Below are 22,474 nucleotides of genomic sequence, written 5' to 3'. Positions count from 1 at the left end.
TCCATGCAGGAAGTCAAAATCTACGACACGACGCTGCGTGATGGAACGCAGGCGGAGGATTTCAATCTTTCCCTTTCCGACAAGATCCGGATAGCGTTGAAGCTTGACGAGTTCGGGATTCATTACATTGAAGGGGGGTGGCCCGGATCGAATCCCAAGGACCGGGGATTTTTTGAAGAGATACGGAACTACCAGTTCAAGCAGGCGCAAATCGCCGCTTTCGGGGCCACCCATCATCCGATGAAGACGCCTGTCAACGATGCCAACCTGAAGGAACTTCTGAAAGCCCAGACCCCCGTGGTGACGATCTTCGGAAAGAGCTGGACCGTTCACGTGAAGGATGCGCTGCACACCACCTTGGAGCGGAACCTGGAGATCATTCGGGACAGTCTCGCGTACCTGCGGCCTCAAGCGAAGACGCTCTTCTACGATGCGGAACACTTCTTCGACGGCTTTCGCGCCGACCGCGATTACGCCCTGGCTACTCTGGAGAAGGCGGTGGAAGGCGGGGCGGAATGCCTCGTCCTGTGCGATACCAACGGAGGAAACCTCCCCGGCGCCATCCGCGAGATCATGGCGGTGGTCAAGGAACGATTTCCGGGGATGCCGCTGGGTATCCACGCTCACAACGATGCGGACCTGGCCGTGGCCAATTCGCTCGCCGCCGTCGAGATGGGGGCCGTCCAGGTGCAGGGTACCTTCAACGGAGTAGGGGAGCGGTGCGGGAACGCCAACCTGTGTTCCATCATCGCCAACCTTTGCCTGAAGATGAACGTGCCCTGTGTTCCTCCGGAGAAACTGCAAAAACTGCGGGAAACGAGCCGTTTTATCCTGGAACTGGCCAACGTTCCGCCCAACCGTTACCAGCCCTACGTGGGCCGCAGCGCCTTCGCTCACAAGGGCGGGGTGCACATCAGTGCGGTGGAGCGGAATCCCCGGACGTACGAACACATCGATCCTTCGCTGGTTGGCAACCGACGTCGGTTCCTGGTTTCGGACCTCTCTGGGCGGGCGACCATCAAGCGCAAGGCCGAGGAGTTCGGCATCAACCTGTCGTCGTCGGATCCCGTGGCCTTGGAAGTGCTCAATGAAATCAAGCAGATGGAACACGAAGGGTTCCAGTTTGAAGCGGCGGAAGCGAGCTTGGAGCTGCTCATCAACAAGGCCATGGGCAGCAGCAAGCGATATTTTGAGCTCATCGGTTTTCGGGTGGTGGATCAGAAATTGAGTGAAGATGACGAGCCGGTTTCGGAGGCGACCATCCGGGTTCGGGTGGGCGGGCAGGTGGAGCATACGGCGGCGCTCGGCCTCGGGCCCGTAAACGCTCTCGATAACGCGCTCCGGAAGGCCTTGGAGAAGTTTTATCCTGAGCTTCGCGAAATGGAACTGAGCGACTACAAGGTACGGGTCCTGCCCGGCCGTGACGGGACGGCCTCGCGGGTCCGGGTGCTCATCGAATCCCACGACCCCAGGGGCCACTGGGGGACGGTGGGAGTGTCTCACGACATCCTGGAAGCGAGCTGGCAGGCTCTGGTCGACAGCGTGAACTACAAGATGTACAAGGACGAAAAGGGCCTGAACGGGGAGTCCTAGGCCGCCCAAGTCTGGAACCGTTCCTCCGGCCGGAGGTGTGGAGCCGTGTCTTCCGCGGAGATTTCGCGAATCGAGGTCGGTGCCTTGCTGATCCTTGCGGGGATCCTGGCCTTGATCGCGGCCGAGTGGCTGGAGTCCCAAGGCCGCCCTGTGGAGACTCCCGTGACGGTGACGGCCCTTTCGGGCGATGTGGAACGCCCCGGGGTCAGGGTATTTCGCGGGGAGGGGGTTTCGGTGGGAGACGTGTTGGAGAGCGCGGAAGTCGATGGAGCTTTCCTGGAGGCCTTGCCCGGGGGCTTCTTGGAGCGGGTGTTGAGCGATGGGTGGGGTCTGCGACTGAAAGAAACCCCCTCCGGTCTCCGGTCGGTCCATTTGGAACCTCTGGGTGCCCGGGCACGGCTGCTCCTGGGCGGAAAACTCGACCTCAACCGCGCTTCCGAAGAAGACCTCCAGTGGATTCCGAAGATGAAAGAGGAATGGGCGGCGGCCATTGTCGGCAGGCGCCGGGAGAGGCCTTGGGGCCGTGTGGAGGATCTTGAGGAGATCCATGGGATCGGGCCTCGGACGGCTTCCGCCTTTCGAAATTTTCTCGAAGTGGGCGAGGGGGGTTGACGGAGTGCCGGAGGAGCATCGAGGTTCCGGGAGTGGGCGGCATCATGCCGCCGCCGGTTTTCCGCTCTGGGATCCGGGGTGCGGTGCGTTGTCTCCGCGAAGTCTTCCCCCGTATCTTCAATTGTTGAGGCTGTGAATGGGTGCGGGGATACGGCCCCCCAGCCGGATGAACCCGCTGGAGGCTCCGTTGCTGGGCACGGCGACGATGGTGGCTTCGCCCAACAGTCCTCCGAAGAAGGCCTTGTCGCCCGCCCGCTTCCCGGGAACCGGTATGAGCCGGGTGGCGGTGGTTTTGCGGTTGATGACGCCGATGGCCATCTCGTCCGCGATGATGGCCGCGAGGGTTTCCGCGGTGATATCGCCGGGGAGGGCGACCATGTCCAGGCCGACTGAACAGACGCTGGTCATGGCTTCCAGTTTCTCGAGAGACAGGAAGCCCCGGCGTGCCGCTTCAGAGATGTTCAGGTCTTCGCTCACGGGGATGAACGCCCCGCTGAGGCCGCCCACGTAGGAACTGGCGAAAGCGCCGCCTTTCTTGACCGCGTCGTTCAGGAGTGCCAGGAGCGCGGTCGATCCGGGAACGCCGATACTCTTGAGCCCCAGGCTCTGGAAGATTTCCCCCACGCTGTCGCCCACGTTGGGGGTCGGGGCCAACGACAGGTCCACCACTCCGAAAGGCACCCCCAGGCGATGGGCCACTTCCCGGCCGATGAGCTCGCCCACCCGCGTCACCTTGAAAGCCGTCCGCTTGATGATTTCCGAGAGTTTTCCCAGGTCCTGCCCGGGGTTGGCTGAAAGCGCCCGGTCAATGGCCTTCTTAACCACGCCGGGGCCGCTCACCCCCACGTTGATGACCGCCTCCGGTTCGCCCACGCCCAGGTAGGCTCCCGCCATGAAGGGAATGTCCGAAGGAATATTGGCGAAAACGCAGAGTTTGGCACAGGCGATGCCGTCCGCTTCGGCGGTGAGTTCCGCCGCCTGCCTGATGGTCTGGCCCATGAGATAGACCGCGTCCATGTTGATGCCGGCCCGGGTCGACGCCACGTTCACCGAAGAGCAGACCCGCTCGGTGGCGGCGAGCGCCTCAGGGATGGCTTCGATCAGGGTGAGGTCCCCGTGGGTGAATCCCTTTTCCACCAGGGCGCTGAAGCCTCCGATGAAATCCACGTGGACGTCCCTGGCCGCCGCATCCAGCGTCCGGGCCGCTTCCACCAGTTCCTTTGCGGCGAAAGACGACGCCACGTTGGATATGGGGCTTACGGCGATGCGCTTGTTCACCACCGGAATCCCGTACCTGTCTCCGACTTCGTTGCAGACCGGCACCAGGTCTCGGGCCAGCCTGTGGATCTTGGCAGCGGCCTTTTCACGGAAGCGCCCGGAATCGTCGGAGACGCAGTCGAAGAGGCTGATGCCGAGCGTCACCGTTCGGACATCCAGGTGTTCGCTCTTGAGCATCTCAAGCGTTGAAAGGACTTCACGGTCGGTGAGCATGCACGGGTCTCCCTTCCGGTTCCCGGGTCTTTGCGGCCGCTGCGGCGTTCGCTCATACCCGGTGAATGGCTTCGAAGATGTCCCGGTGTTGAAGACTCAGTTCGAGCCCCAGGTCTTCGGCGCGGCGGCGGAGCGCCTGCCGGAAGGCGCTCTGGTCAATGGTTGCGGGAATGTCCACTTCGTAAATCATGATGTTTCGGTGCGGATCGTCTCCCCCGCGGAAGGCCGCCTTGAGGTACGTGATGTTCACGTCGAATCGCGCCATGATTTCGGTGATCCCGGCCACCAGGCCCAGGCGGTCCGGGCCGATGGTGGTGATGACGAACGGTTCGCCGGGCGGCGGGGCCCAAGCTTTCTGTGCTTTCACCGTCTTGGCGATCACGGAGAGGCCCATGGGATCCAGACGGCGGCGCAGCTCGGCCAAGAGGGTCTCCAAAACCAGATCCGAGGGTATCGAGGCAATGAAAATGCCGGCGAATTCGGCTTGAAGGATGGTCTGACTCACGTCTTCGATGTTACAGCGGTTCTGGAAGAGCACCTGGGAGACGGCGGCAACGATACCCGGGCGATCAGAGCCGATGACGGAAATGACGACCTTGCTCATGGGATTCGACCTCGGGAAAATTCTTTTTAGACGTAAGCGCCGGGGAACCGCCGCGGAAAGCGGGTTCAGAGCATGGTCTAGACGAATAGGCTACCCTCGAGTGAGCCGCAAGTCAATCTTTTCAATGGACAGGATTCGCGGGGCATGTTTTAAGTCAACCGAGAGGGAAGCAACCCTTGAGAGTGCGCAGAGACCTCTCAGCCGATCCCGTTCGTTATGCCGGAGCTGACCCGGCATCCGCAAAAATGCATGCACTTATGGATTCCCTGCGAGCCTCGGCCAATCGTGGATCTTTTCAATCCCGCGATGGAAGCCGGCCCGTTCCGGAAGAGAGGAGAGTCGCCATGAAGATCCTTCTTGTGTATCCTGAAGTGGCAGAGACTTTCTGGAGCTTCAAGCACGCGCTTCGTATCGCTAAGCGGAAAGCCGCCTTTCCGCCGCTGGGTGCCCTTACCGTGGCCGCCATGCTACCCGATCACTGGACCAAGCGCCTGGTGGACATGAACGTCCGGCCTCTTCGGGATCAAGACATCCTGTGGGCCGACTGTGTGTTCGTGAGCGCCATGATCGCCCAGCGAGGATCGGCCAGCGAGGTTATCGGCCGGTGCAAGGCTCTGGGCAGAACCGTCATTGGAGGAGGCCCGCTGTTCAACGGTTACGCGGACGATTTCCCGGAACTGGACAGCGTGGCCCAGGGGGAAGGCGAATGTATCCTCCCGGAGCTTGTCCGAGACCTGGAGGCCGGGAGCCTGAAGCGGCGTTACAGCACGGACCTTCATCCTTCGCTTCACGACACGCCGGTTCCGGCCTGGGACCTGATCCGGTTCAGAGACTACGCCAGCATGTGCATCCAGTATTCCCGGGGATGCCCGTTTAATTGTGAATTCTGCGACATCATCGTGATGAACGGCCGAGTGCCCCGGACAAAGACCAATGAGCAGATCATCCGCGAGTTGAACGCTCTCTACCAGCGGGGCTGGCGCGGATCGGTCTTCATCGTGGACGACAATTTCATTGGGAACAAGAAACACGTGAAGTCCCTGCTGCCCGATATCATTGCCTGGCAGAAGAGCCTCAAAAAGCCCCTGAGTTTTTTCACGGAAGCTTCGGTGGATCTGGCCGATGACGAAGAACTGATGGAGCTCATGGTGGCCGCCGGATTCAACAAGGTTTTTCTGGGCTTGGAAACCCCGTCGCTTGAGAGTCTCAAGGAATGCGGCAAGCTTCAGAATCTCGGGCGAAGCCTGGAGGATTCGGTACGGATCATTCAGAATCACGGCCTGGCGGTCATGGGCGGGTTCATCATCGGCTTCGACAACGATCCACCGGACATCTTCCAGCGGCAGGTTCAGTTCATTCAGAGTTCCGGGGTGGTCACGGCCATGATCGGGCTCCTGACCGCGGTCCCCAAGAGTCGTCTTTACAAGCGGCTGGAACGGGAAGGGCGGCTGCTCTTCAAGACTTCCGGAGACAACACCGATACCGAGGGGACACTCAACTTCATCCCCAAGATGGATCGGGAGTTCCTGGTGAACGGCTACCGGTGGGTGATGAGCACCATCTATTCCCCGGAAGTCTACTATCAGCGGATACGCGCGTTTCTCAGGGACTATCGGCCCAGGGCCAAGAGCGCCCTCGAAAAAAACGACATCCTGACGCTGTTGCGCTCCGTGTGGTACCTGGGCATCCGGGACAACCGTTCCAGCCGGAAATACTACTGGCGCCTGATCAAGGAAACCCTCCTCCATTCCCGGGAAGCCTTCGCCGATGTGGTGACCATGCTGGTCTACGGCTACCACTTCCGCAAGCTTTTCTGGGTGAAAGAAGCCGAAGAGCATCGTTGGGACTGAGTGGACGTCCACGCGGTGGAACGTCCGAATCCGAGGCGGTTGTTTTTAAAGATGAACGTCGAACGTCGAACGTTCAACATCGAATGAAAAAACCAGGTCAGTGAAGACTCAGATGTCGAACCTTGAATGGCTGTTTCCCTTTCTTTTGAGCCGTTCTGATACTCGTAACGAAAATCTTAATTAATTCTTCTTTTCCCATTCACCATTCACCATTCACCATTCACCATTCACCATTCACCATTCACCATTCGATGTTCGATGTTCGATGTTCGTTTTTTTCCAGTCGATTCCGGGCAAAAACAACTTAGTGCTTATGGGTCGGGGGGCGGGGTTCCAGTCTCCAGGTCCCCCAGGGCGTTGCCTTGTCCCGGTGAGAGGACTTTAAAGGTCGGATCGGTCAATCGGCTTCACCGCTTGGTGAATGGTTGGTGAGTCTTTTTCGGACCCAGGCGCTTCCAAGACCCAGGAGCGCCCCGATGCCGATGACGACCGCCAGGTCCTGCCACTGCGGTTCCCTCATGACACCCGCCAGCGAATCGCAGAAAAGGGTCACCAGCACGATGCCTGGGATCATGCCCACGGCCGTTCCGATCAGGTAGTCTCGAAACGCGATGTGCGATGCGCCGGCCACCATGTTGACCACGGAAAAGGGGGCTACCGGCACCAGACGGACAAGCACCACGGTGAGGACGCCTCGCTTGGCCAGGCGTTTGCTGAGCCGGTTCAGGCGTCCTCCCGCAACCTTTCGAACCGTTTCCCGTCCCAGCCTTCGGCCGATGGCATAGCTCAAAGCGGCGCTCAAAAGACATCCGGCCAGCGAATACAGCACGCTTTCCATGGGTCCGAACACAATGGCCGTGGTACCGACCAGGAACGTCACGGGAAGCATGACCAGGCCGGCGATCAGGTAAACGGCCAGGACGGCCCAGAGCGTCCAACCCGCCTGCTCGGCGGTTTCCGCCCAGCGGTGCAGTTGCTCAACGCTGATCCAGCCGGCGAGAGGCGTCCACCGCCAGGCGATGGCGAGGGCCACGAGGGCTGTCAGGACCACGAGAGGTTTCCAGAGGCTCAGCGGTTTTGTTTCAGCATCTTCGGTGGAACGCAGCTGATCCAGCAGGCGCTCTATTTCCATGGGTTTTTCCATGTCGGCCAGCTCCGTTTCCCGGACGAACTCCTCCAGCCGTTGGGGTTGCTGCTTCGGCCGGACTTCCAGGGGTTCCAGCCCGCGGGCTTGCCTGGGAAGTTCCAGCTTCGCCTCGCTGTAAAGCATTTGAACGATTGGATGGCCTTTGATAAATCTCGGCTGTTCGCGATGAGGTGAATGTGGTTCTCCATGATCACATATGCATACAGCCGCATGCCCTTTTCCCCCTCCCCTCAATCCCCTCCCCTTGTGGAAGGGGATTAAGGGGAGGGGACTGAAGGGAGCCGGCCGGGATTTCGAAGTGGTCTTTGTGGGTGAAGACCGGGATCCACGCTACGTTAGTAGATGTGACGAAGTAGGGGTGTTCGGGTCCTTTGTTATGGATTTTGTAGCGGGTTCGCATGGATCGCGGCCTCATGGGAATCGAAGCTGGAGCTTCTGCACAGTTGTGCTCCCAAGCTGGAGCTTGGGAACAAGGTGGATGGTGGAGCTTGGGAACAAGGCGGAAGACCCGCCCCGCCGCGAGCGGAAACAGACTCATGGCCCAAATGACCAGCCAGCCCTCGCGGGTCGGCGACGAAACGTCCAGAACTTCAGCGAATGCGGGAACCGCCGCCCCCGGGCTTCGAGTTTCTGGGGGCTGAGGCCCTTTTCTCGCGGAACCTGGAAAGCTTCGAGAACGTCTTCTGCCGGTTGAGACCACCGTGTTTCGATGGTTGCCTTCTCCTGGGTTGATCCTGCTCCACCCCCTCCACCATTCACGACTTCTTCATCTTCGCGATCATCTCTTCCACTTCCTCTGTGCCGCTCTTGTAAAAGCTCTCTTCCTCGGGTTCCAGCTCCTTGAGCAGCCTCAAGAACTCACCCGCATGCTCCTTTTCTTCGTTGGCGATGTCAATGAGCACCTCTTTGGCGAGCTTGTTGTCAGTGCTTTCCGCGGTTTGCTGGTACAGCTGGATGGCTTCGTATTCGGCGGCGATCATGAAACGGATCGCGCGCACCAGTTCTTCATGGGTGAGCTTCCGGTCGCTCTTTTTCACGGTGAAGGGACTGGAGAATTCTGGCATGGCGCATCTCCTTTCGTCAGGTCAGTGACCAGTGAACCGATAAATGACAAAATGGCTTCCGTCGATGAGGGGAGCACCGCCCGATCGGGCGGTGCCTCGGTCATCATTTCCTGAATCTGGCGAGCGCTTTTTCCATGGCCGCCCCCAGCTCGCCGGCGGCCTTTTCAACTCCGGCTTTGAGCGTTTCCCATGCCTCCCCGCTCGACTCCTGCCATTCCTTCACCTTGGCCTTCAGCGCTTCCCGCCTGGTTTCCAGTTTCCGGATCTCTTCGGAAAGCTCCATCTTTGCTTCCGCTTCCAACTTGGCGGCCCGAGCCTTCAGCTGATCGATTTTGGCGGCCCATTCCTTCAATTGAGTTTCGATCTTCTGTCGGTAAGCTTCTTTCGTTTCCATGGACGTTCACCTCCCCCATGCGACCTTGATGTGAAGATCACCAATGGCAAGAACAAAACGGAAGACCGTGCACAACACTTCTTTCCAACTATACGACCTTGTCCGCCGGCAGCAAAGCATAGTTGATGTCGGCCGGCACCGCAAGCCCGAGGGGACGGGTCACCGGATCTTCACCCATCCGTCACAGATCGGCCAGATAGTCCGCGCCGCCGAGCTGCCGCATCTGCTTAAGAATCCAGGCGGCCCTCCGCCGGACATACGGGGACGGCTTGGCCGGGGAAAAACGGCGGGGATTGGGAAGCACCGCGGCGATCAGCGCCGCCTGCCGAGGTGACAGACGATCGGGGGTGGTGTTGAAATGGACCGCTGCGGCCGCGCCCACGCCGAAAACCCGGTCCCCCATCTGTGCCACGTTCAGGTAGACTTCCAGGATCCGGCGCTTGTGCCACAAGAGTTCGATAAGGACCGTGAAGTAGGCTTCCAGCGCCTTACGGACGTAACTTCGCCCCGGCCAGAGAAACAGGTTTTTCGCGACCTGCTGGGTGATGGTGCTGGCGCCGCGGAGCCGCTTTCCCTGGTCCCGGTCTTCCAGCGCTTTCTGGATGGATTCCAGGTCGAACCCGTAATGGACCGGAAATTTCTGGTCTTCCGCAGCCACCACCGCCAGCGCCACGTGCGGCGAGATGCCCTCAAAGGGAACCCAGTCGTAGTGGATGGTGCGGTCGGGTCCGTCCCCCAAGAGGGCGGCCAGTTTTTCCTGTACCATGAAGGCCGTGAAAGGCGGCGGCAGCCACTTCAAAGCGAGCACCGACGCGAAAGTCAAGACGAAGCCGCCCAGCAGAAGTTTCACTGCCAGGCGCGCGGTTTTCCTGATCCGTGCGAACGGAGGAATCGTTGAGGCTCGTTTCATGATCCTGGGTGAGCGTCTCCGGGCGGGCGGTTCCAAGCGCCGCGGCGCCTCTTTCCCGGAAACCGTCCCGCTCCCGGGGAGCTGACGTTCCATTTCGATCAAACCGTATTTCAAACGGACCGCGGTCCTCGGCGGGGGAAAAGCCTTCAGGCATCCAACGCCTCCCTCACATGAGTTGCGAGCCCCATCATCGTAAACGGTTTCTGGATGAAATGGACGCCTCGTTTCAAAACTCCGTGCTGAGCGATCACGTTGGCCGTGTAGCCGGACATGAAAAGCGTCTTCATTTCCGGGCGGCTCATCTTGAGTCGATCCGCCAGGTCCTTTCCGGTCATTTGGGGCATCACCACGTCGGTGATGAGAAGGTGGATCACCCCCGAGTGTTCTTCGGCGGCTTCCAGAGCTTCCTCCGGACTGCCCACTGCGATAACGGTATAGCCAAGGATTTCGAGCATGGTTTTCCCCAGGTTCAAGATCGCCGATTCGTCTTCCACCAGGAGGAGAGTCTCGCCCCGACTGCGGGGCATTTCCCCCGGCCCTACCGCCGTCGATCCGGGGACTTCCCCTTCGTGCCGTGGAATGTAGAGCTTGATCGTGGTCCCCTTTCCTGGTTCGCTGTAGACGTTGATAAGGCCGTTGTTCTGCTTGACGATCCCGTAGACGGTCGGCAATCCCAGGCCCGTGCCCTTTCCCACTTCCTTGGTGGTGAAAAACGGCTCGAAAAGATGCGACTGGACCTCTTTGTCCATGCCGCAGCCGTTGTCGCTCACGGCCAGCATCACGTAATCCCCCGGGACGTATTCAAGGCGATCCGCGCAATAGGATTCATCCAGGACCACGTTTTCGGTTTCCAGGGTGACCTGTCCCGGCCCCGTGATGGCGTCGCGGGCGTTCAGGCACAGGTTGGCCACGATTTGATCCACCTGAGCCGGGTCCATCTTGACGGGCCACAGGTTCGAGCCGGGTTCCCAGATCAGGTCGATGTCTTCTCCGATGAGCCTGCGGAGCATCTTGAGCATGCCTTCAACGGTGTCGTTGAGGTCCAGGACTCTCGGAGCGATAGTCTGGCGGCGTGCAAAGGCCAGGAGCTGCCGGGTGAGGTCCGCCGATCGCTGCGCGGCTTTCTCAATTTCTTTCAGTCCAGCCCGGTGAGGGTCATTCGGTTCCATGGTCATGAGCAGCATTTCGGTGTGGCCCAGGATCACGTTCAGCATGTTGTTGAAGTCGTGCGCCACACCGCCGGCAAGGCGTCCCACGGATTCCATCTTATGGGCATGGAGGAGTTGTGCTTCCAGGCGTTTTCGATCTTTTTCGGCTTCCTTGAGCCGGGTGATGTCCCGGGTGATGGAGAGAACGTGCGGCACGCCCTGGAGGTGGATAATGCGCGCGGACATGAGACCCGTGGCCAGGCTGCCGTCCTTCATCTGGAAGACCGCTTCCAGGTTTTCGCAATGGCCGTCTTGCCTCAGGGCGGCCACCAGCCGGTCCCGGTCCGCGGGATCGTGCCAGATGCTCAGTTCCATTATGGTCTTCCCTACGGCCTCCTCGCGGGTATAACCGGTGGCAGTGGTGAACCCCTCGTTAACGTCCACGTACAGCCCGTCTTTTAGGCGGATGATGGTGATCGCGTCGGGGCTCGACGCGAAGGCGATGCGGAATCGGCTCTCGCTTTCGGCGAGCGCTTGGTTGGCCTTCTTGCGTTCGGTGATGTCGAGCGCCGCGAAAGTAACCCCGGCCGCAAGGTTTTTCGGCTCAAGCGGGGTGGAACTCAGTAGCACATCGACCATGGTCCCGTCCTTTCGTTTGAAACGAGTTTCCACGGTTCCCGTGCCGTGTTCCCGGATCTGCCGGTACTTCTCCGCGCCAATGTATTCGAATTCATCATCGGTCGCATAAAGTATCCTCGCGCTCCGTCCGATGAGTTCGTCCCTGGAGTAGCCCGTGAGTTGACAAAGCCGGTCGTTCACGTCCAGAAAAATCCGGTCGGCCACCACGCCGATGCCTATGGGAGCCGCCCTGAGGATACTCTTTGTCCTGGCCTCGCTTTCGGCGAGCGCTTCGTCCGCCAGTTTGTGGCTCACGATTTCCCAGCTCATGTCGGCGACGTGGGAAACGATCAGCACGTCCTTTTCCGTGTATGCGGTCGGTTTGTTTCCGACTCCCAGGACGGCGACCACCCGGTCGTCGCGCATCACCGGCACCACCAGTTCCCTTACCAGCGGGACATGGCCTTCCGGCAGCCCCCTTTTGTGGGGAAGTGAGCCGTAGTCGTTGTGAATCACCGGCTTTCGTTGGTGGATGCACTCCGCCCAGACCCCGGCCTGGTCGATCTCGTAGTGCATCCCCCGCCCCTGGGTCCGGCAGAATTCCTCCAGGGTTCGGGTGGACCAATGCTGCAGGGCAAGGGTCTTCTGGTCATGGCCCACGAAGTGGTAGAAGCCGATGGGGCTTTCGGCGAGGGCCGCCGCCTCATCCACCACCCGGGTCAACACGTCGTCCAGAGAATGGTGCGCCGCATGCTCGATCAGGGAAAGGCGGATCTCGGTCAGTCGCCGGGCCAGTCGCTCCTCGCTCTGGTCCCGGAAAACCAGGACCACCCCGATGATTTCCCCGTGGTCATCGCGGATGGGCGCGCCGCTGTCGGCGATGGGGATTTCTCGGCCGTTCCTGGAAAGGAGCAGCGTATGGTTGGCCAGTCCCACCACGGTGCCTTCCCGGATGACCCGGGTCACCGGGTTTTCCACCGTCTTTCGCGATTCTTCGTTGATGATTCGAAAGACTTCCTCAATGGGTTTCCCCAACGCCTCTTCGTGGCTCCAGCCGGTGATGGCTTCGGCTACCGGGTTCATGAATTCCACCCGGCCCTCGGCGTCCGTCGCGATCACCGCGTCCCCAATGGACTGCAGCGTGATGCTGTGGCGTTCCATGGCGGCGCGGAGGGCGGATTCGGAACGGTAGAGCCTCCGGTAATGCTCTTTCAGGAGGCGATGTCGCAGGACCAGGCCGATAACGCCGAGGAGGGCGGTGGCGCCCAGGATGTGTCCCAGGATCATGAGGGACCGGAACTGCCATTCGGCGAAGGCTTCGGATACGTCCATCTTGGCCACCATGGCCCAAGGCGAGTCCGGGATTGAAAGAATCGCCGCCACCACGTCGACGCCGCGGTAGTCTTTGCCCCGGACGACTCCCGTCACACCGTTTACGGCCATGGCGGCGGGGAGGTCTGTTCGGGTGAGCGGGATCCTGAGCTTGAGCGCCGTGTCCTTTCGATGGCGGAGTTCGTTGAGGAAGAGCACATCGTCACCGTCGCGGCGCACCAGCACGGTTTCCGCCGTCTGGCTGGGGGTGGGCCAGGGCTGAATGAGGGGGTAGAGAAACTGGCTGGCGTTGCTGATGAGGATCAGGCTTCCGATGAAAGCGTAGTCGGCTTGCGGGTCGTAAAGCGGTGCGACCACCGAAAGATGCGGAAACGGGTACCCGGGTTCGGTATGCAGTTCCGTCCAAACGGGTTCCCTTGTAGAGATGGCGGCTTCCAGGGTGTCCGCATATCCCTGGTGCGCATCCGTCAGCTTATCGTTGAGGCTCCAACGCACCTTCTTCGCCGCATCCACCAGCAGGATGTCTTCAAAATGATGCCGCACGGCGACGGGTCGTAGACGCCTGGAGATCTCCCTTGCTTCCTCCTCGGAGGGCTCGTACAGGAAGCGTTTCACCGAGGAGATTAAGGTGTGCCTTTCCGTTAGAACCGCGGCATCGGCCAGTTTTTCAGCGCGCCAGTCGGCGATCTGTTTGGCCTTGATCTGCGCGATGGACCAGAGATAATCTGCCACCTCGCTTTCCTGCTGTTTGTGGTGCGCCCGGAAAAACCACGCCCCGCCGGCCAGCAGCAGAAGGAACGTCAAGGCGAAGCTGAGTTTCACCCAGAGGGGCAACAGGCGGGTTCCGTTTCGGTTCATCTTGAAATCTCCCAGTGTGCTTCCGACCCACGCGGCGTCAGTCTTTTCACGAAAGGCGCCTTCCTGCGGGGCGGCGCGGACTTGCGGCGCGGAACGTGCCCCGCATCCAAAGCGTTCTGCGGGGGTTGTGTGTCTTGTCCCGTTGAGTTGTGATGCTTCGAAGAGTTCGGAAACACTCCAATACTAAAATTGCGGCTGGTTTGGCAATGGCAAACCGTCGGCTTTTCACGCCGCAAAACGATCCCAGGCTTTACAGTCAATTGTCCTAATAATCCCCTAGGAGGCTGTCCGAGAACACAGAATCAAGCCTTCGGGGCAACGCAATTCCCCTCGTTCCCACCCAAGCTCTGGCTTGTTAACGGCCTCATGGGAATCGAAGCTGGAGCTTCTGCACAGTTGTGTTCCCAAGCTGGAGCTTGGGAACAAGGTGAGGGCTTGTCCAGGCATGTGCGTTCCTCTCGGAGCGGTCGAAGGGGGCCGTCCGATTTGAGGCCGATTTCGCCGTATTGACAGCGCTATTCAATTTCTCTATTCTAAAAAATCTATCTAGTGACGATCGGCAAGGACAAAAAAGTTCGCCTGCTTCCAACCGTTACGCCGGCTGGAACCGCGAATGTTGCGGACGACATGGGATCCAGGGGTCATGAACCATCGAGGTCAGTCATGAAGCTTTCGGGGGCACAGATCTTCTTCGAATGTCTCAAACAAGAAGGGGTGGAAGTCATCTTCGGCTTTCCGGGAGGGGCCGTCATCGACATCTACCATGAAATGCCCAAGCACGATATCCGGCACATCCTGGTACGGCATGAGCAGGGAGCGGCTCATATGGCGGACGGCTATGCGCGGGCTACGGGCCGGGTGGGCGTGTGCCTGGTGACGTCGGGACCGGGGGCGACCAACACGGTCACGGGGATCGCAACGGCGTACATGGATTCGGTGCCCATGGTGGTGTTCACGGGGCAGGTTCCGACGGCGCTCATCGGCAACGACGCCTTCCAGGAAGTGGACATTGTGGGGATCACGCGACCCTGCACCAAGCACAACTATTTGGTCAAGGACGTGAACGATCTGGCGCGGGTGATCAAGGAAGCCTTTTATCTGGCGCGGACGGGACGGCCGGGGCCGGTGCTGGTGGACCTTCCGAAGGACGTGATCCAGGCCGTCACGGAATTCCGGTATCCCAAGAAGGTGAACCTGCCGGGCTATCGGCCTACGGTGGATCCTCACATGGGACAGGTCACGAGGGCGTGGAACCTGCTCAAAAGCGCCAAACGGCCGGTGATCTATGCCGGAGGCGGTGTGATTTCGGCGGAAGCCGGCGGTGAGCTTACCAGGATCGCCGAGGTGCTGCAGGCTCCCGTCACCACCACGCTCATGGGGCTTGGGAGCTTTCCCGCAGTGGTCCGTGACGCTTCGGGAGAACGCAAGCCGCACCCGCTGTGGCTGGGGATGCTCGGCATGCATGGCACCTTCCGTGCCAACATGGCGGTCCAGGACGCGGACGTCCTGTTTGCGGTGGGCGCCCGGTTCGACGACCGGGTGACCGGAAAGATCAGCGGGTTTGCGCCCAACGCTAAGATTATCCACATCGACGTGGATCCCACGAGTATCAGCAAGAACGTATCGGTGCACGTGCCCATCGTGGGTGACTGCAAGAAGGCGCTCCAAAAGCTCCTGGAGCTTGCGGAATCGGATGGGATTCCCAATGTGGGCGAACTGCGGATGCCGTGGCTGGAGCAGATCGGCAAGTGGCGGGAAACGTACCCGCTGGTCTACAAGCAGGAAGGTGAAGAAATCAAGCCGCAGTACGTGGTGGAAACCATCTTCAACCTGTGCGGCGAAGACACGATCATCACGACGGAAGTGGGCCAGAACCAGATGTGGACGGCACAGTACTACCATTTCTCGCGTCCCCGGTCGCTGCTCACCTCGGGTGGACTGGGCACCATGGGCTACGGATTGCCGGCCGCGCTTGGCGCGCAGGCGGCTTTCCCTGACCGGCTGGTGATCGATATCGCGGGTGACGGCAGCATCCAGATGAATATCCAGGAACTGATGACCGCCGTATGCTATAATCTCCCCGTTAAGGTGGCCATCCTGAACAACCGTTTCCTGGGGATGGTGCGCCAATGGCAGGAACTCTTCTACGAGCGGAACTACTGTGCCACCTGCCTCGACGAGTCGCCGGACTTCGTCAAGCTGGCCGAAGCCTATGGGGCCGTGGGCCTTCGCGCCGTCAAGCAATCGGAAGTGGAACCGGTCCTTCGGGAGGCTTTCTCCGTTCCGAGACCTGTGCTGATCGATTTCATGGTGAATCCGGAGGAGGGGGTCTATCCCATGGTTCCCGCGGGGAAAGACATCTCAGAAATGTTGCTGGTGTGAGCGATGGAGCAGAGAAACGGGCCGAGACATACGATCGGGGTGCTGGTGGAAAACCAGCCGGGTGTGCTTTCGCGCGTGGCGGGGCTTTTCAGCGGCCGCGGGTTCAACATCGAGTGCCTTACGGTGGCGGTGACTCATGAACCGGGTATTTCGCGGATCACGCTGGTGACCACGGGCGATCAGCACATCTTGGAACAGATCATCAAGCAGTTGAACAAGCTGATCAATGTGCTCAAGGTCATCGACTTCCGCGAGACGGAGTTTGTTGAGCGCGAAATGGCGCTCATCAAGGTGCGCGCCGAGCAGCAGACGCGGGCGGAAGTGCTTCGGATCGTGGACATCTTCCGGGCCAAGGTGGTGGACGTGAGCCCGCACCATTACACGGTGGAAGTCACGGGCGACGACGGCAAGATCGGCGCCATCCTGGAACTGCTGGGTCAAATCGGGATCATCGAAATGGCGCGGACGGGGAAGGCGGCGCTCGCGCGAAGCAAAAAGCGGTGAGCGGCTGTCTGAGAACGCCCTTCACCCTTCTGAGGATTGGCTGTCTGTTATTTCTCGTAGTGGCGGTTCGCGAACGGCACTTAAGGAGTGACTGATGCCCTGTAGGAGCCGGCCTGCCGGCGATCAGGGTCAGGGGGGCATTGCCGGTTTTACGGGTCGCGGGCAAGCCCGCTGCTAACTGGTAACGGAAAACCCCGGCGGCCCTACGAGACGATAGGCGGCCGTGCGACATGGTAGGCGGTCGCACGAGACGGTGCAGGGGGGTGGACGTGCCACGATTCAGCATTTGCGATTTGGGGTTTGAAATCAGGGGGACTCATTTTAAAAGGGGGCTGAATTTCGCTGAAGGAGGCTGTTGATGCGGATTTTCTATGACGGAGATGTGGACGCGCGGGCGCTCCAGGGGAAGAAGGTGGCGGTCATCGGTTATGGCAGCCAGGGTCATGCTCAGGCTCAGAACCTTCGCGACAGCGGCATCGAGGTGATCGTCGGGCAGCGGCCGGGTTCGCCCAATTTCGAGCGGGCCGTGGAAGACGGGTTTCAGCCGGTGAGCGCCCGTAAGGCGGCGGAGGCGGCCGACGTGATCCAGTTGCTTGTACCGGATCATATCCAGGCGCGGCTTTACCGTGAAGACGTAGCTTCTTCGATGAAAGCGGGGAAGACGCTTCTTTTTTCCCACGGGTTCAACATTCATTACGGCCAGATTGTCCCCCCTGCGGGAGTGGATGTGGTGATGGTGGCGCCCAAGGGTCCGGGGCACCTGGTGCGGAGCGAATACGCGCGCGGGGCCGGGGTTCCGGCGCTGGTGGCCGTCCAGCAGGATGCCAGCGGGAACGCCCTCCAGACGGCTCTCGCCTATGCCAGGGGGATCGGCGCCACGCGGGCCGGGGTGATGGAGACCACGTTCAAGGAAGAGACGGAAACGGATCTCTTCGGAGAACAGGCGGTGCTTTGCGGCGGGGTTTCGGAACTCATCAAGGCGGGATTCGAAACGCTGGTGGAAGCCGGTTACCAGCCGGAAATCGCCTTTTTCGAATGCATGCACGAACTGAAGTTGATCGTGGACCTGATCTATCAGGGCGGCCTTGAATACATGCGCTATTCCATCAGCGACACCGCCGAATACGGGGACTATACGCGGGGACGGCGCGTGGTGACCGAAGAGACGCGGAAGGCCATGAAGGCCATCCTGGAAGAGATCCAGTCCGGCGCGTTCGCCCGCGAATGGATCCTGGAAAACCAAGCGGGAGGCCCCATGTTCCGGGCTCTCAGGGCCAGGGAACGGGCGCACCTGGTGGAAGAAGTGGGAAAGAAGCTTCGGGCCATGATGCCGTTTCTGGATGCCAAATGAGGTGGATGGGACGGGGGCGCTCTTCCGAACACCCCGGGGAGTCCTCGCAAAGGTCGGAAGGTTATTCCCTTGAAGCATGAAGATTTCAGGCAGAAGGCGGCGCACATTCCGGTGGCCCGGGAAGGGCTGCCGTTCATCCTTTCCGGGGTTTTCATCACGTTCACCTGCGCACTGTCAGGATGGGCGATCCCTACGATTTTCTTCCTGGCCCTTACACTCCTGGTGCTCTATTTTTTCCGCGATCCGGAGCGGGTGGTGACCGCGGAAGCGTCCGAGGTGCTGTCTCCGGCGGACGGCCGTGTCATAGCGATCGACAAGACCCGGGAACCGCAGTTTACCGGCAGCCCCTGTTGGAAGGTCAGCATTTTTATGTCAGTGTTCAATGTACATGTGAACCGCATCCCCATATCGGGGGTGATCGAGGGGCTGCACTACCGGAAAGGGCGGTTCTGGGCTGCGAGCACGGAAAAGGCGGATCGGGAGAACGAGCAGAGCTGGATTTGGATCCGAGGAGAATCAGGGGAGGACGTGGTGGTCACCCAGGTGGCGGGCCTTATCGCTCGAAGAATTGTCTGCTGGCCGTCGGTGGGTGATCGCGTGGTGCGCGGCGAACGGTTCGGCCTCATCCGGCTCGGGTCGCGACTTGACGTCTACGTGCCTGAAACGATCGACCTTCTGGTTTCCAAGGGAGACCGAGTGACGGCCGGGGAGAGTGTCTTGTGTCGGATGAAATGAGCAAAAGCCGTTCCAGCAGGAAACGACGGCGTTCGAAGCGGCGTGCCGACGGTGAAATCAATCGGGGGACGTACATCCTTCCGAACCTTTTCACCACAGCCAATCTTTTCAGCGGCTTTTACGGGATCGTGAGCACCATCAGCGGGAATTACCAGGCGGCGGCCATCGCCATCCTGGTTTCCTGCCTGTTCGACATTTTGGATGGCAAGGTGGCGCGTTACGCCAACGCAACGAGCCGTTTCGGGGTGGAATACGATTCATTGGCGGATCTGGTGGCCTTCGGTGTGGGCCCCGCGCTGCTCCTTTATCTTTGGGCTTTGAAGCCTTTCGGGCGAGTCGGGTGGCTGGCGGCCTTCGTCTTCGTGGCCTGCGGCGCCTTGCGGCTCGCTCGATTCAATGTTCAGGTCAATTCGGTGAGCAAGAAGTATTTCGTTGGGCTACCCATTCCGGGAGCGGCGTGCATGGTGGCCACCACGGTCCTTTTTTTCTGCGAGTGGAAGGGGCCGCATTTCAGCGGTTCCAGCGCCATCCTGCTGGGGGTGACGTACCTCCTCGGTTTTCTCATGGTGAGCAACATCCGCTACAACAGCATGAAGGAACTGGAGGTGGTGAAGGGCAAGCCGTTGCCGGCGCTGTTTGTGGTGGTGGTGCTGCTGTCCGTAGTGGCCGCCAAACCCCGGATTATGCTTTTTTCGCTCCTTGTCGCCTACGTCATTTCAGGACCGCTGAGCCTGGCGGCGCACCGCATCCGAAGCTGGAAGCAGGCGGACAAAGAGGCGCCGGTGCCTCGGGAGAGCACGCCGAAGGAGGATACCGGGGTGCGGTGAAAGCCGCTCGTCCAGCCAGTCGTCTGCACGCCTGTTCATCCTTTGCCGAGTTTCCCACAGTGATTTCTGAAGCGATACGAGGGATACGTTCATGCCTATGACCATTGCGGAAAAGATCCTCGCGGTTCATGCCGGCCGGGATGCCGTGCATCCGGGCGAACTCATCGAGGCTCGGCTCGACTTCTGCCTCGCAAACGATATCACGGCGCCGCTCGCCATCGAAGCGTTCCGGCGGGCCGGAGCGACGAAGGTGTTCGATCGCGGGCGGATCGCGCTCATCCCCGACCATTTCGTGCCCAACAAGGACATCGCTTCGGCTATGCAGGTAAAACGGATGCGGGATTTCGCCCGCGAATACGGGATCGTCCATTACTTCGAAGTGGGCCGGATGGGGATCGAGCACGCACTGCTGCCGGAACAGGGGCTGGCGCTTCCGGGGGATCTCATCATCGGGGCGGACAGCCATACGTGTACCTACGGGGCGCTGGGCGCCTTCGCGACCGGCGTAGGCAGCACGGACCTGGGGGCTGCCATGGTGACGGGAAAGGCATGGTTCCGTGTGCCGCCGTCCATGAAGTTTGTGTTTCGAGGCGAACGGCGGCCGTGGGTCGGGGGCAAGGACCTCATCCTGTACGTGATCGGAAAGATCGGTGTGGACGGGGCGCGCTACCGGGCCATGGAATTCGAGGGCGAGGTGATCCGAGGGCTTCCCATGGCGCACCGGTTGACCCTCTGCAACATGGCCATCGAAGCGGGGGCCAAGGCGGGCATCATCGCGCCGGACGCGGTTACGGAAACGTACGTGAAAGAACGGGCGAAGCGGGACTATCGGGTGTATCGGAGTGATCCGGATGCGGCCTACGAAGCGGTCCACGAATGGGACGTTTCGGATCTGGAGCCGCAGGTGGCGCTTCCGCATTCGCCGGAAAACGTGCGATCGGTGCGCGAGGTGGCCGACGTGGCCGTCGACCAGGTGGTGATCGGATCCTGCACCAACGGGAGGCTGGAAGACCTCCGGGAAGCGGCGGGCATCCTCAAGGGGCGCAAGGTGGCGCCGAACGTCCGGTGCCTGGTGATTCCGGCCACGCAGCAGATCTACCGCCGGGCTATGGAAGAAGGGCTCATCGGCATTTTTTTGGACGCGGAGGCGGCGGTGAGCACGCCGACGTGCGGGCCGTGCCTGGGAGGCCACATGGGCATCCTGGCCAAGGGGGAACGGGCGGTGGCCACCACCAATCGGAACTTCGTGGGGCGCATGGGGCACCCGGAAAGTGAAGTGTACCTGAGCGGGCCGGCGGTGGCGGCGGCATCGGCCGTGGCGGGCCGCATCGTTCATCCGGACGAACTGTGAGCGGGGGGAGGGAGCGCGATCATGAAAATGAAAGGACGAGCCTGGAAGTTTGGGGACGATATCGACACCGACGCCATCATCCCCGCACGCTACCTCAACACCTCGGATCCGCAGGAATTGGCCGCGCATTGCATGGAAGACGCCGATGCGGCGTTTGCGGGCAAAGTTCAGCCGGGGGATGTGATCGTGGCCGGGAAAAACTTCGGCTGCGGTTCGTCCCGCGAACACGCGCCGATCGCCATCAAGGCTTCGGGCGTGGCCTGCGTGGTGGCGAGGAGTTTCGCCCGGATCTTTTATCGGAACGCCTTCAACATGGGGCTTCCGATCCTGGAATGTCCGGAAGCGGCGGAAAAGATCCAAGACGGCGATGAGGTCGAAATCGATCCAGCCGAAGGGGTCATCACCAACCACACGCGAAATGAAAGCTACCGGGCGGACCCCATACCGCCCTTCATGCAGGAGCTCTTGGAGGCCGGAGGGCTGATTCCCTACGTTCGGCGGCGGATGGAGGCGGGCGGGGCCTCGTGAAGGCCTTCGGCCCCATAGAGTGGATGCAGCTTGTGGGAGAGATGACGCGATGGGAGAAAAGACGTATCAAGTGGCGGTGATTCCGGGAGACGGCACGGGTCCAGAAGTTATGCGCGAGGCGCTGAAAGTCCTGACTACTGTGGCCGCGGAAGAAGGCTTCGGCGTGGAGACGTTCCCCTACGATCTGGGCGGAGACCGCTATTTGAAGACGGGGGAAATCCTACCCAACGGGGTGGTGGATGAACTGAGAGGCTTCGACGCGATTTTACTGGGCGCCATCGGCCACCCGGACGTAACCCCGGGGGTCCTCGAAAAGGGTCTGCTGCTGGAACTGCGTTTCCAGTTGGACCAGTACGTCAACCTGCGCCCGGTCATCCTTTATCCCGGCGTGGATACGCCGCTCAAGGACAAGGGGCCGGAAGACATCGACTTCGTCGTGGTCCGCGAAAACACGGAAGGCCTCTACGCCGGAGCCGGCGGGATCCTCCGAAAGGGAACGCCCCATGAGGTCGCGATCCAGGAATCGGTGAACACCCGTATGGGCGTGGAGCGCTGCATCCGGTTCGCCTTCGAATACTGCCGCAAGCGAAACCGGAAGAAGAAGGTCACCCTCTGTGGAAAGACGAACGTCCTGACCTACGCCTTCAACCTCTGGGAGCGGGCCTTCTACGAGGTGGCCCGGGAATACCCGGACATTGAAACCGATTACGCTCACGTGGACGCCACGTGCATGTGGATGGTGAAGAACCCCGAGTGGTTTGACGTGATTGTGACGGATAACTTGTTCGGGGACATCATCACGGACCTGGGCGCCATGATCCAGGGCGGTATGGGGATCGCCGCCGGTGGAAACCTGAACCCCCAGGGCGTTTCCATGTTCGAACCCATCGGCGGTTCCGCACCCAAGTACACGGGAAAGAACGTGATCAATCCGTTGGCGGCCATCGCGGCGGTCCAGATGATGCTGGAACACCTGGGTGAGGACAAAGCGGCCCGCCGGGTGGAAGACGCCATCCGGGTGGTGCTTTCTCGGCACGTGAAGAGCCTCGCCGCCGGACGCATGGGGTATTCCACGTCGGAAGTGGGGGACCTGGTGGCCAAATATGTGAAGGAACCGGTGGCCGGGTGAACGGAGCGGCATCGGCCGTTACGATTTACGATTTCAGAACTGACGA

Annotated in this window: 18 protein-coding genes; 11 read left to right on the top strand and 7 right to left on the bottom strand. The window is 60.6% G+C overall.

Annotated elements, in window-relative coordinates:
- Positions 1–3: 3 nt before the first annotated feature.
- Positions 4–1,593, top strand: coding sequence for a citramalate synthase (gene cimA, locus FDQ92_RS02975; RefSeq protein ID WP_137423212.1), 1,590 nt, complete (start codon positions 4–6; stop codon positions 1,591–1,593).
- Positions 1,594–1,638: 45 nt separating this feature from the next.
- Positions 1,639–2,205, top strand: a complete 567-nt coding sequence (locus FDQ92_RS02970; RefSeq protein ID WP_137423211.1) for a ComEA family DNA-binding protein — start codon at positions 1,639–1,641, stop codon at positions 2,203–2,205.
- Between the two features lie 117 nt (positions 2,206–2,322).
- Here the strand turns inward: FDQ92_RS02970 and FDQ92_RS02965 are convergent, their stop codons facing one another.
- Together FDQ92_RS02965 and FDQ92_RS02960 are read right to left on the bottom strand one after the other, a co-directional pair.
- Complete coding sequence (locus tag FDQ92_RS02965; RefSeq protein WP_137423210.1) at positions 2,323–3,696, bottom strand: PFL family protein; 1,374 nt, start codon at positions 3,694–3,696, stop codon at positions 2,323–2,325.
- 52 nt (positions 3,697–3,748) lie between these two features.
- A complete protein-coding gene (locus FDQ92_RS02960; protein WP_137423209.1) occupies positions 3,749–4,300 on the bottom strand; it encodes a glycine cleavage system transcriptional repressor in 552 nt (183 codons plus the stop codon).
- A 344-nt stretch (positions 4,301–4,644) separates the two neighbouring features.
- Here FDQ92_RS02960 and FDQ92_RS02955 point away from each other — a divergent pair, with 344 nt between their 5' ends.
- Positions 4,645–6,150 carry a B12-binding domain-containing radical SAM protein gene (locus tag FDQ92_RS02955; RefSeq protein ID WP_137423208.1) on the top strand — a complete coding sequence of 502 codons (1,506 nt, stop codon included), beginning with the start codon at positions 4,645–4,647 and terminating at the stop codon, positions 6,148–6,150.
- Positions 6,151–6,547: 397 nt separating this feature from the next.
- Here FDQ92_RS02955 and FDQ92_RS02950 read toward each other — a convergent pair whose 3' ends face one another.
- The 5 genes from FDQ92_RS02950 to FDQ92_RS02925 form a co-directional block, all read right to left on the bottom strand.
- On the bottom strand, positions 6,548–7,420 hold the full coding sequence (locus FDQ92_RS02950) for a TVP38/TMEM64 family protein (protein WP_137423207.1): 873 nt from the start codon (positions 7,418–7,420) through the stop codon (positions 6,548–6,550).
- Between the two features lie 632 nt (positions 7,421–8,052).
- On the bottom strand, positions 8,053–8,361 hold the full coding sequence (locus tag FDQ92_RS02940) for a ferritin family protein (RefSeq protein ID WP_137423205.1): 309 nt from the start codon (positions 8,359–8,361) through the stop codon (positions 8,053–8,055).
- 103 nt (positions 8,362–8,464) lie between these two features.
- Positions 8,465–8,755 (bottom strand): sll1863 family stress response protein, encoded by a 291-nt coding sequence (locus FDQ92_RS02935; protein WP_137423204.1) that lies wholly within the window; start codon positions 8,753–8,755, stop codon positions 8,465–8,467.
- A 181-nt stretch (positions 8,756–8,936) separates the two neighbouring features.
- Positions 8,937–9,665 carry a monofunctional biosynthetic peptidoglycan transglycosylase gene (gene mtgA / locus FDQ92_RS02930; protein WP_137423203.1) on the bottom strand — a complete coding sequence of 243 codons (729 nt, stop codon included), beginning with the start codon at positions 9,663–9,665 and terminating at the stop codon, positions 8,937–8,939.
- Between the two features lie 146 nt (positions 9,666–9,811).
- Complete coding sequence (locus FDQ92_RS02925; protein WP_137423202.1) at positions 9,812–13,621, bottom strand: PAS domain S-box protein; 3,810 nt, start codon at positions 13,619–13,621, stop codon at positions 9,812–9,814.
- A 663-nt stretch (positions 13,622–14,284) separates the two neighbouring features.
- On the opposite strand from FDQ92_RS02925, the gene ilvB reads away from it, so the two are divergent.
- The 8 genes from ilvB (at position 14,285) to FDQ92_RS02885 (ending at position 22,428) form a co-directional block, all read left to right on the top strand.
- Positions 14,285–16,003 carry a biosynthetic-type acetolactate synthase large subunit gene (gene ilvB / locus FDQ92_RS02920; protein WP_137423201.1) on the top strand — a complete coding sequence of 573 codons (1,719 nt, stop codon included), beginning with the start codon at positions 14,285–14,287 and terminating at the stop codon, positions 16,001–16,003.
- Between the two features lie 3 nt (positions 16,004–16,006).
- Entirely contained in the window at positions 16,007–16,507 is a 501-nt protein-coding gene (gene ilvN / locus FDQ92_RS02915; RefSeq protein ID WP_137423200.1) for an acetolactate synthase small subunit, read from the top strand.
- 358 nt (positions 16,508–16,865) lie between these two features.
- Positions 16,866–17,858, top strand: coding sequence for a ketol-acid reductoisomerase (ilvC, locus tag FDQ92_RS02910; RefSeq protein WP_137423199.1), 993 nt, complete (start codon positions 16,866–16,868; stop codon positions 17,856–17,858).
- A 69-nt stretch (positions 17,859–17,927) separates the two neighbouring features.
- Positions 17,928–18,593, top strand: coding sequence for a phosphatidylserine decarboxylase family protein (locus FDQ92_RS02905; RefSeq protein ID WP_137423198.1), 666 nt, complete (start codon positions 17,928–17,930; stop codon positions 18,591–18,593).
- Complete coding sequence (gene pssA, locus FDQ92_RS02900; protein WP_137423197.1) at positions 18,578–19,420, top strand: CDP-diacylglycerol--serine O-phosphatidyltransferase; 843 nt, start codon at positions 18,578–18,580, stop codon at positions 19,418–19,420. Before FDQ92_RS02905 ends, pssA begins: the two co-directional genes overlap by 16 nt.
- A 91-nt stretch (positions 19,421–19,511) precedes the next feature.
- Positions 19,512–20,771 carry a 3-isopropylmalate dehydratase large subunit gene (gene leuC / locus FDQ92_RS02895; protein WP_137423196.1) on the top strand — a complete coding sequence of 420 codons (1,260 nt, stop codon included), beginning with the start codon at positions 19,512–19,514 and terminating at the stop codon, positions 20,769–20,771.
- Positions 20,772–20,792: 21 nt separating this feature from the next.
- A complete protein-coding gene (leuD, locus tag FDQ92_RS02890; RefSeq protein ID WP_137423195.1) occupies positions 20,793–21,299 on the top strand; it encodes a 3-isopropylmalate dehydratase small subunit in 507 nt (168 codons plus the stop codon).
- Between the two features lie 49 nt (positions 21,300–21,348).
- Positions 21,349–22,428 carry a 3-isopropylmalate dehydrogenase gene (locus FDQ92_RS02885; RefSeq protein ID WP_137423194.1) on the top strand — a complete coding sequence of 360 codons (1,080 nt, stop codon included), beginning with the start codon at positions 21,349–21,351 and terminating at the stop codon, positions 22,426–22,428.
- Positions 22,429–22,474 lie beyond the last annotated feature (46 nt).

The organism is Desulfoglaeba alkanexedens ALDC (genome assembly GCF_005377625.1).
Classification (GTDB): domain Bacteria; phylum Desulfobacterota; class Syntrophobacteria; order Syntrophobacterales; family DSM-9756; genus Desulfoglaeba; species Desulfoglaeba alkanexedens.
The sequence above is the reverse complement of the archived record's forward strand: the minus strand, read 5'-3'. Positions and strand labels throughout refer to the sequence as shown.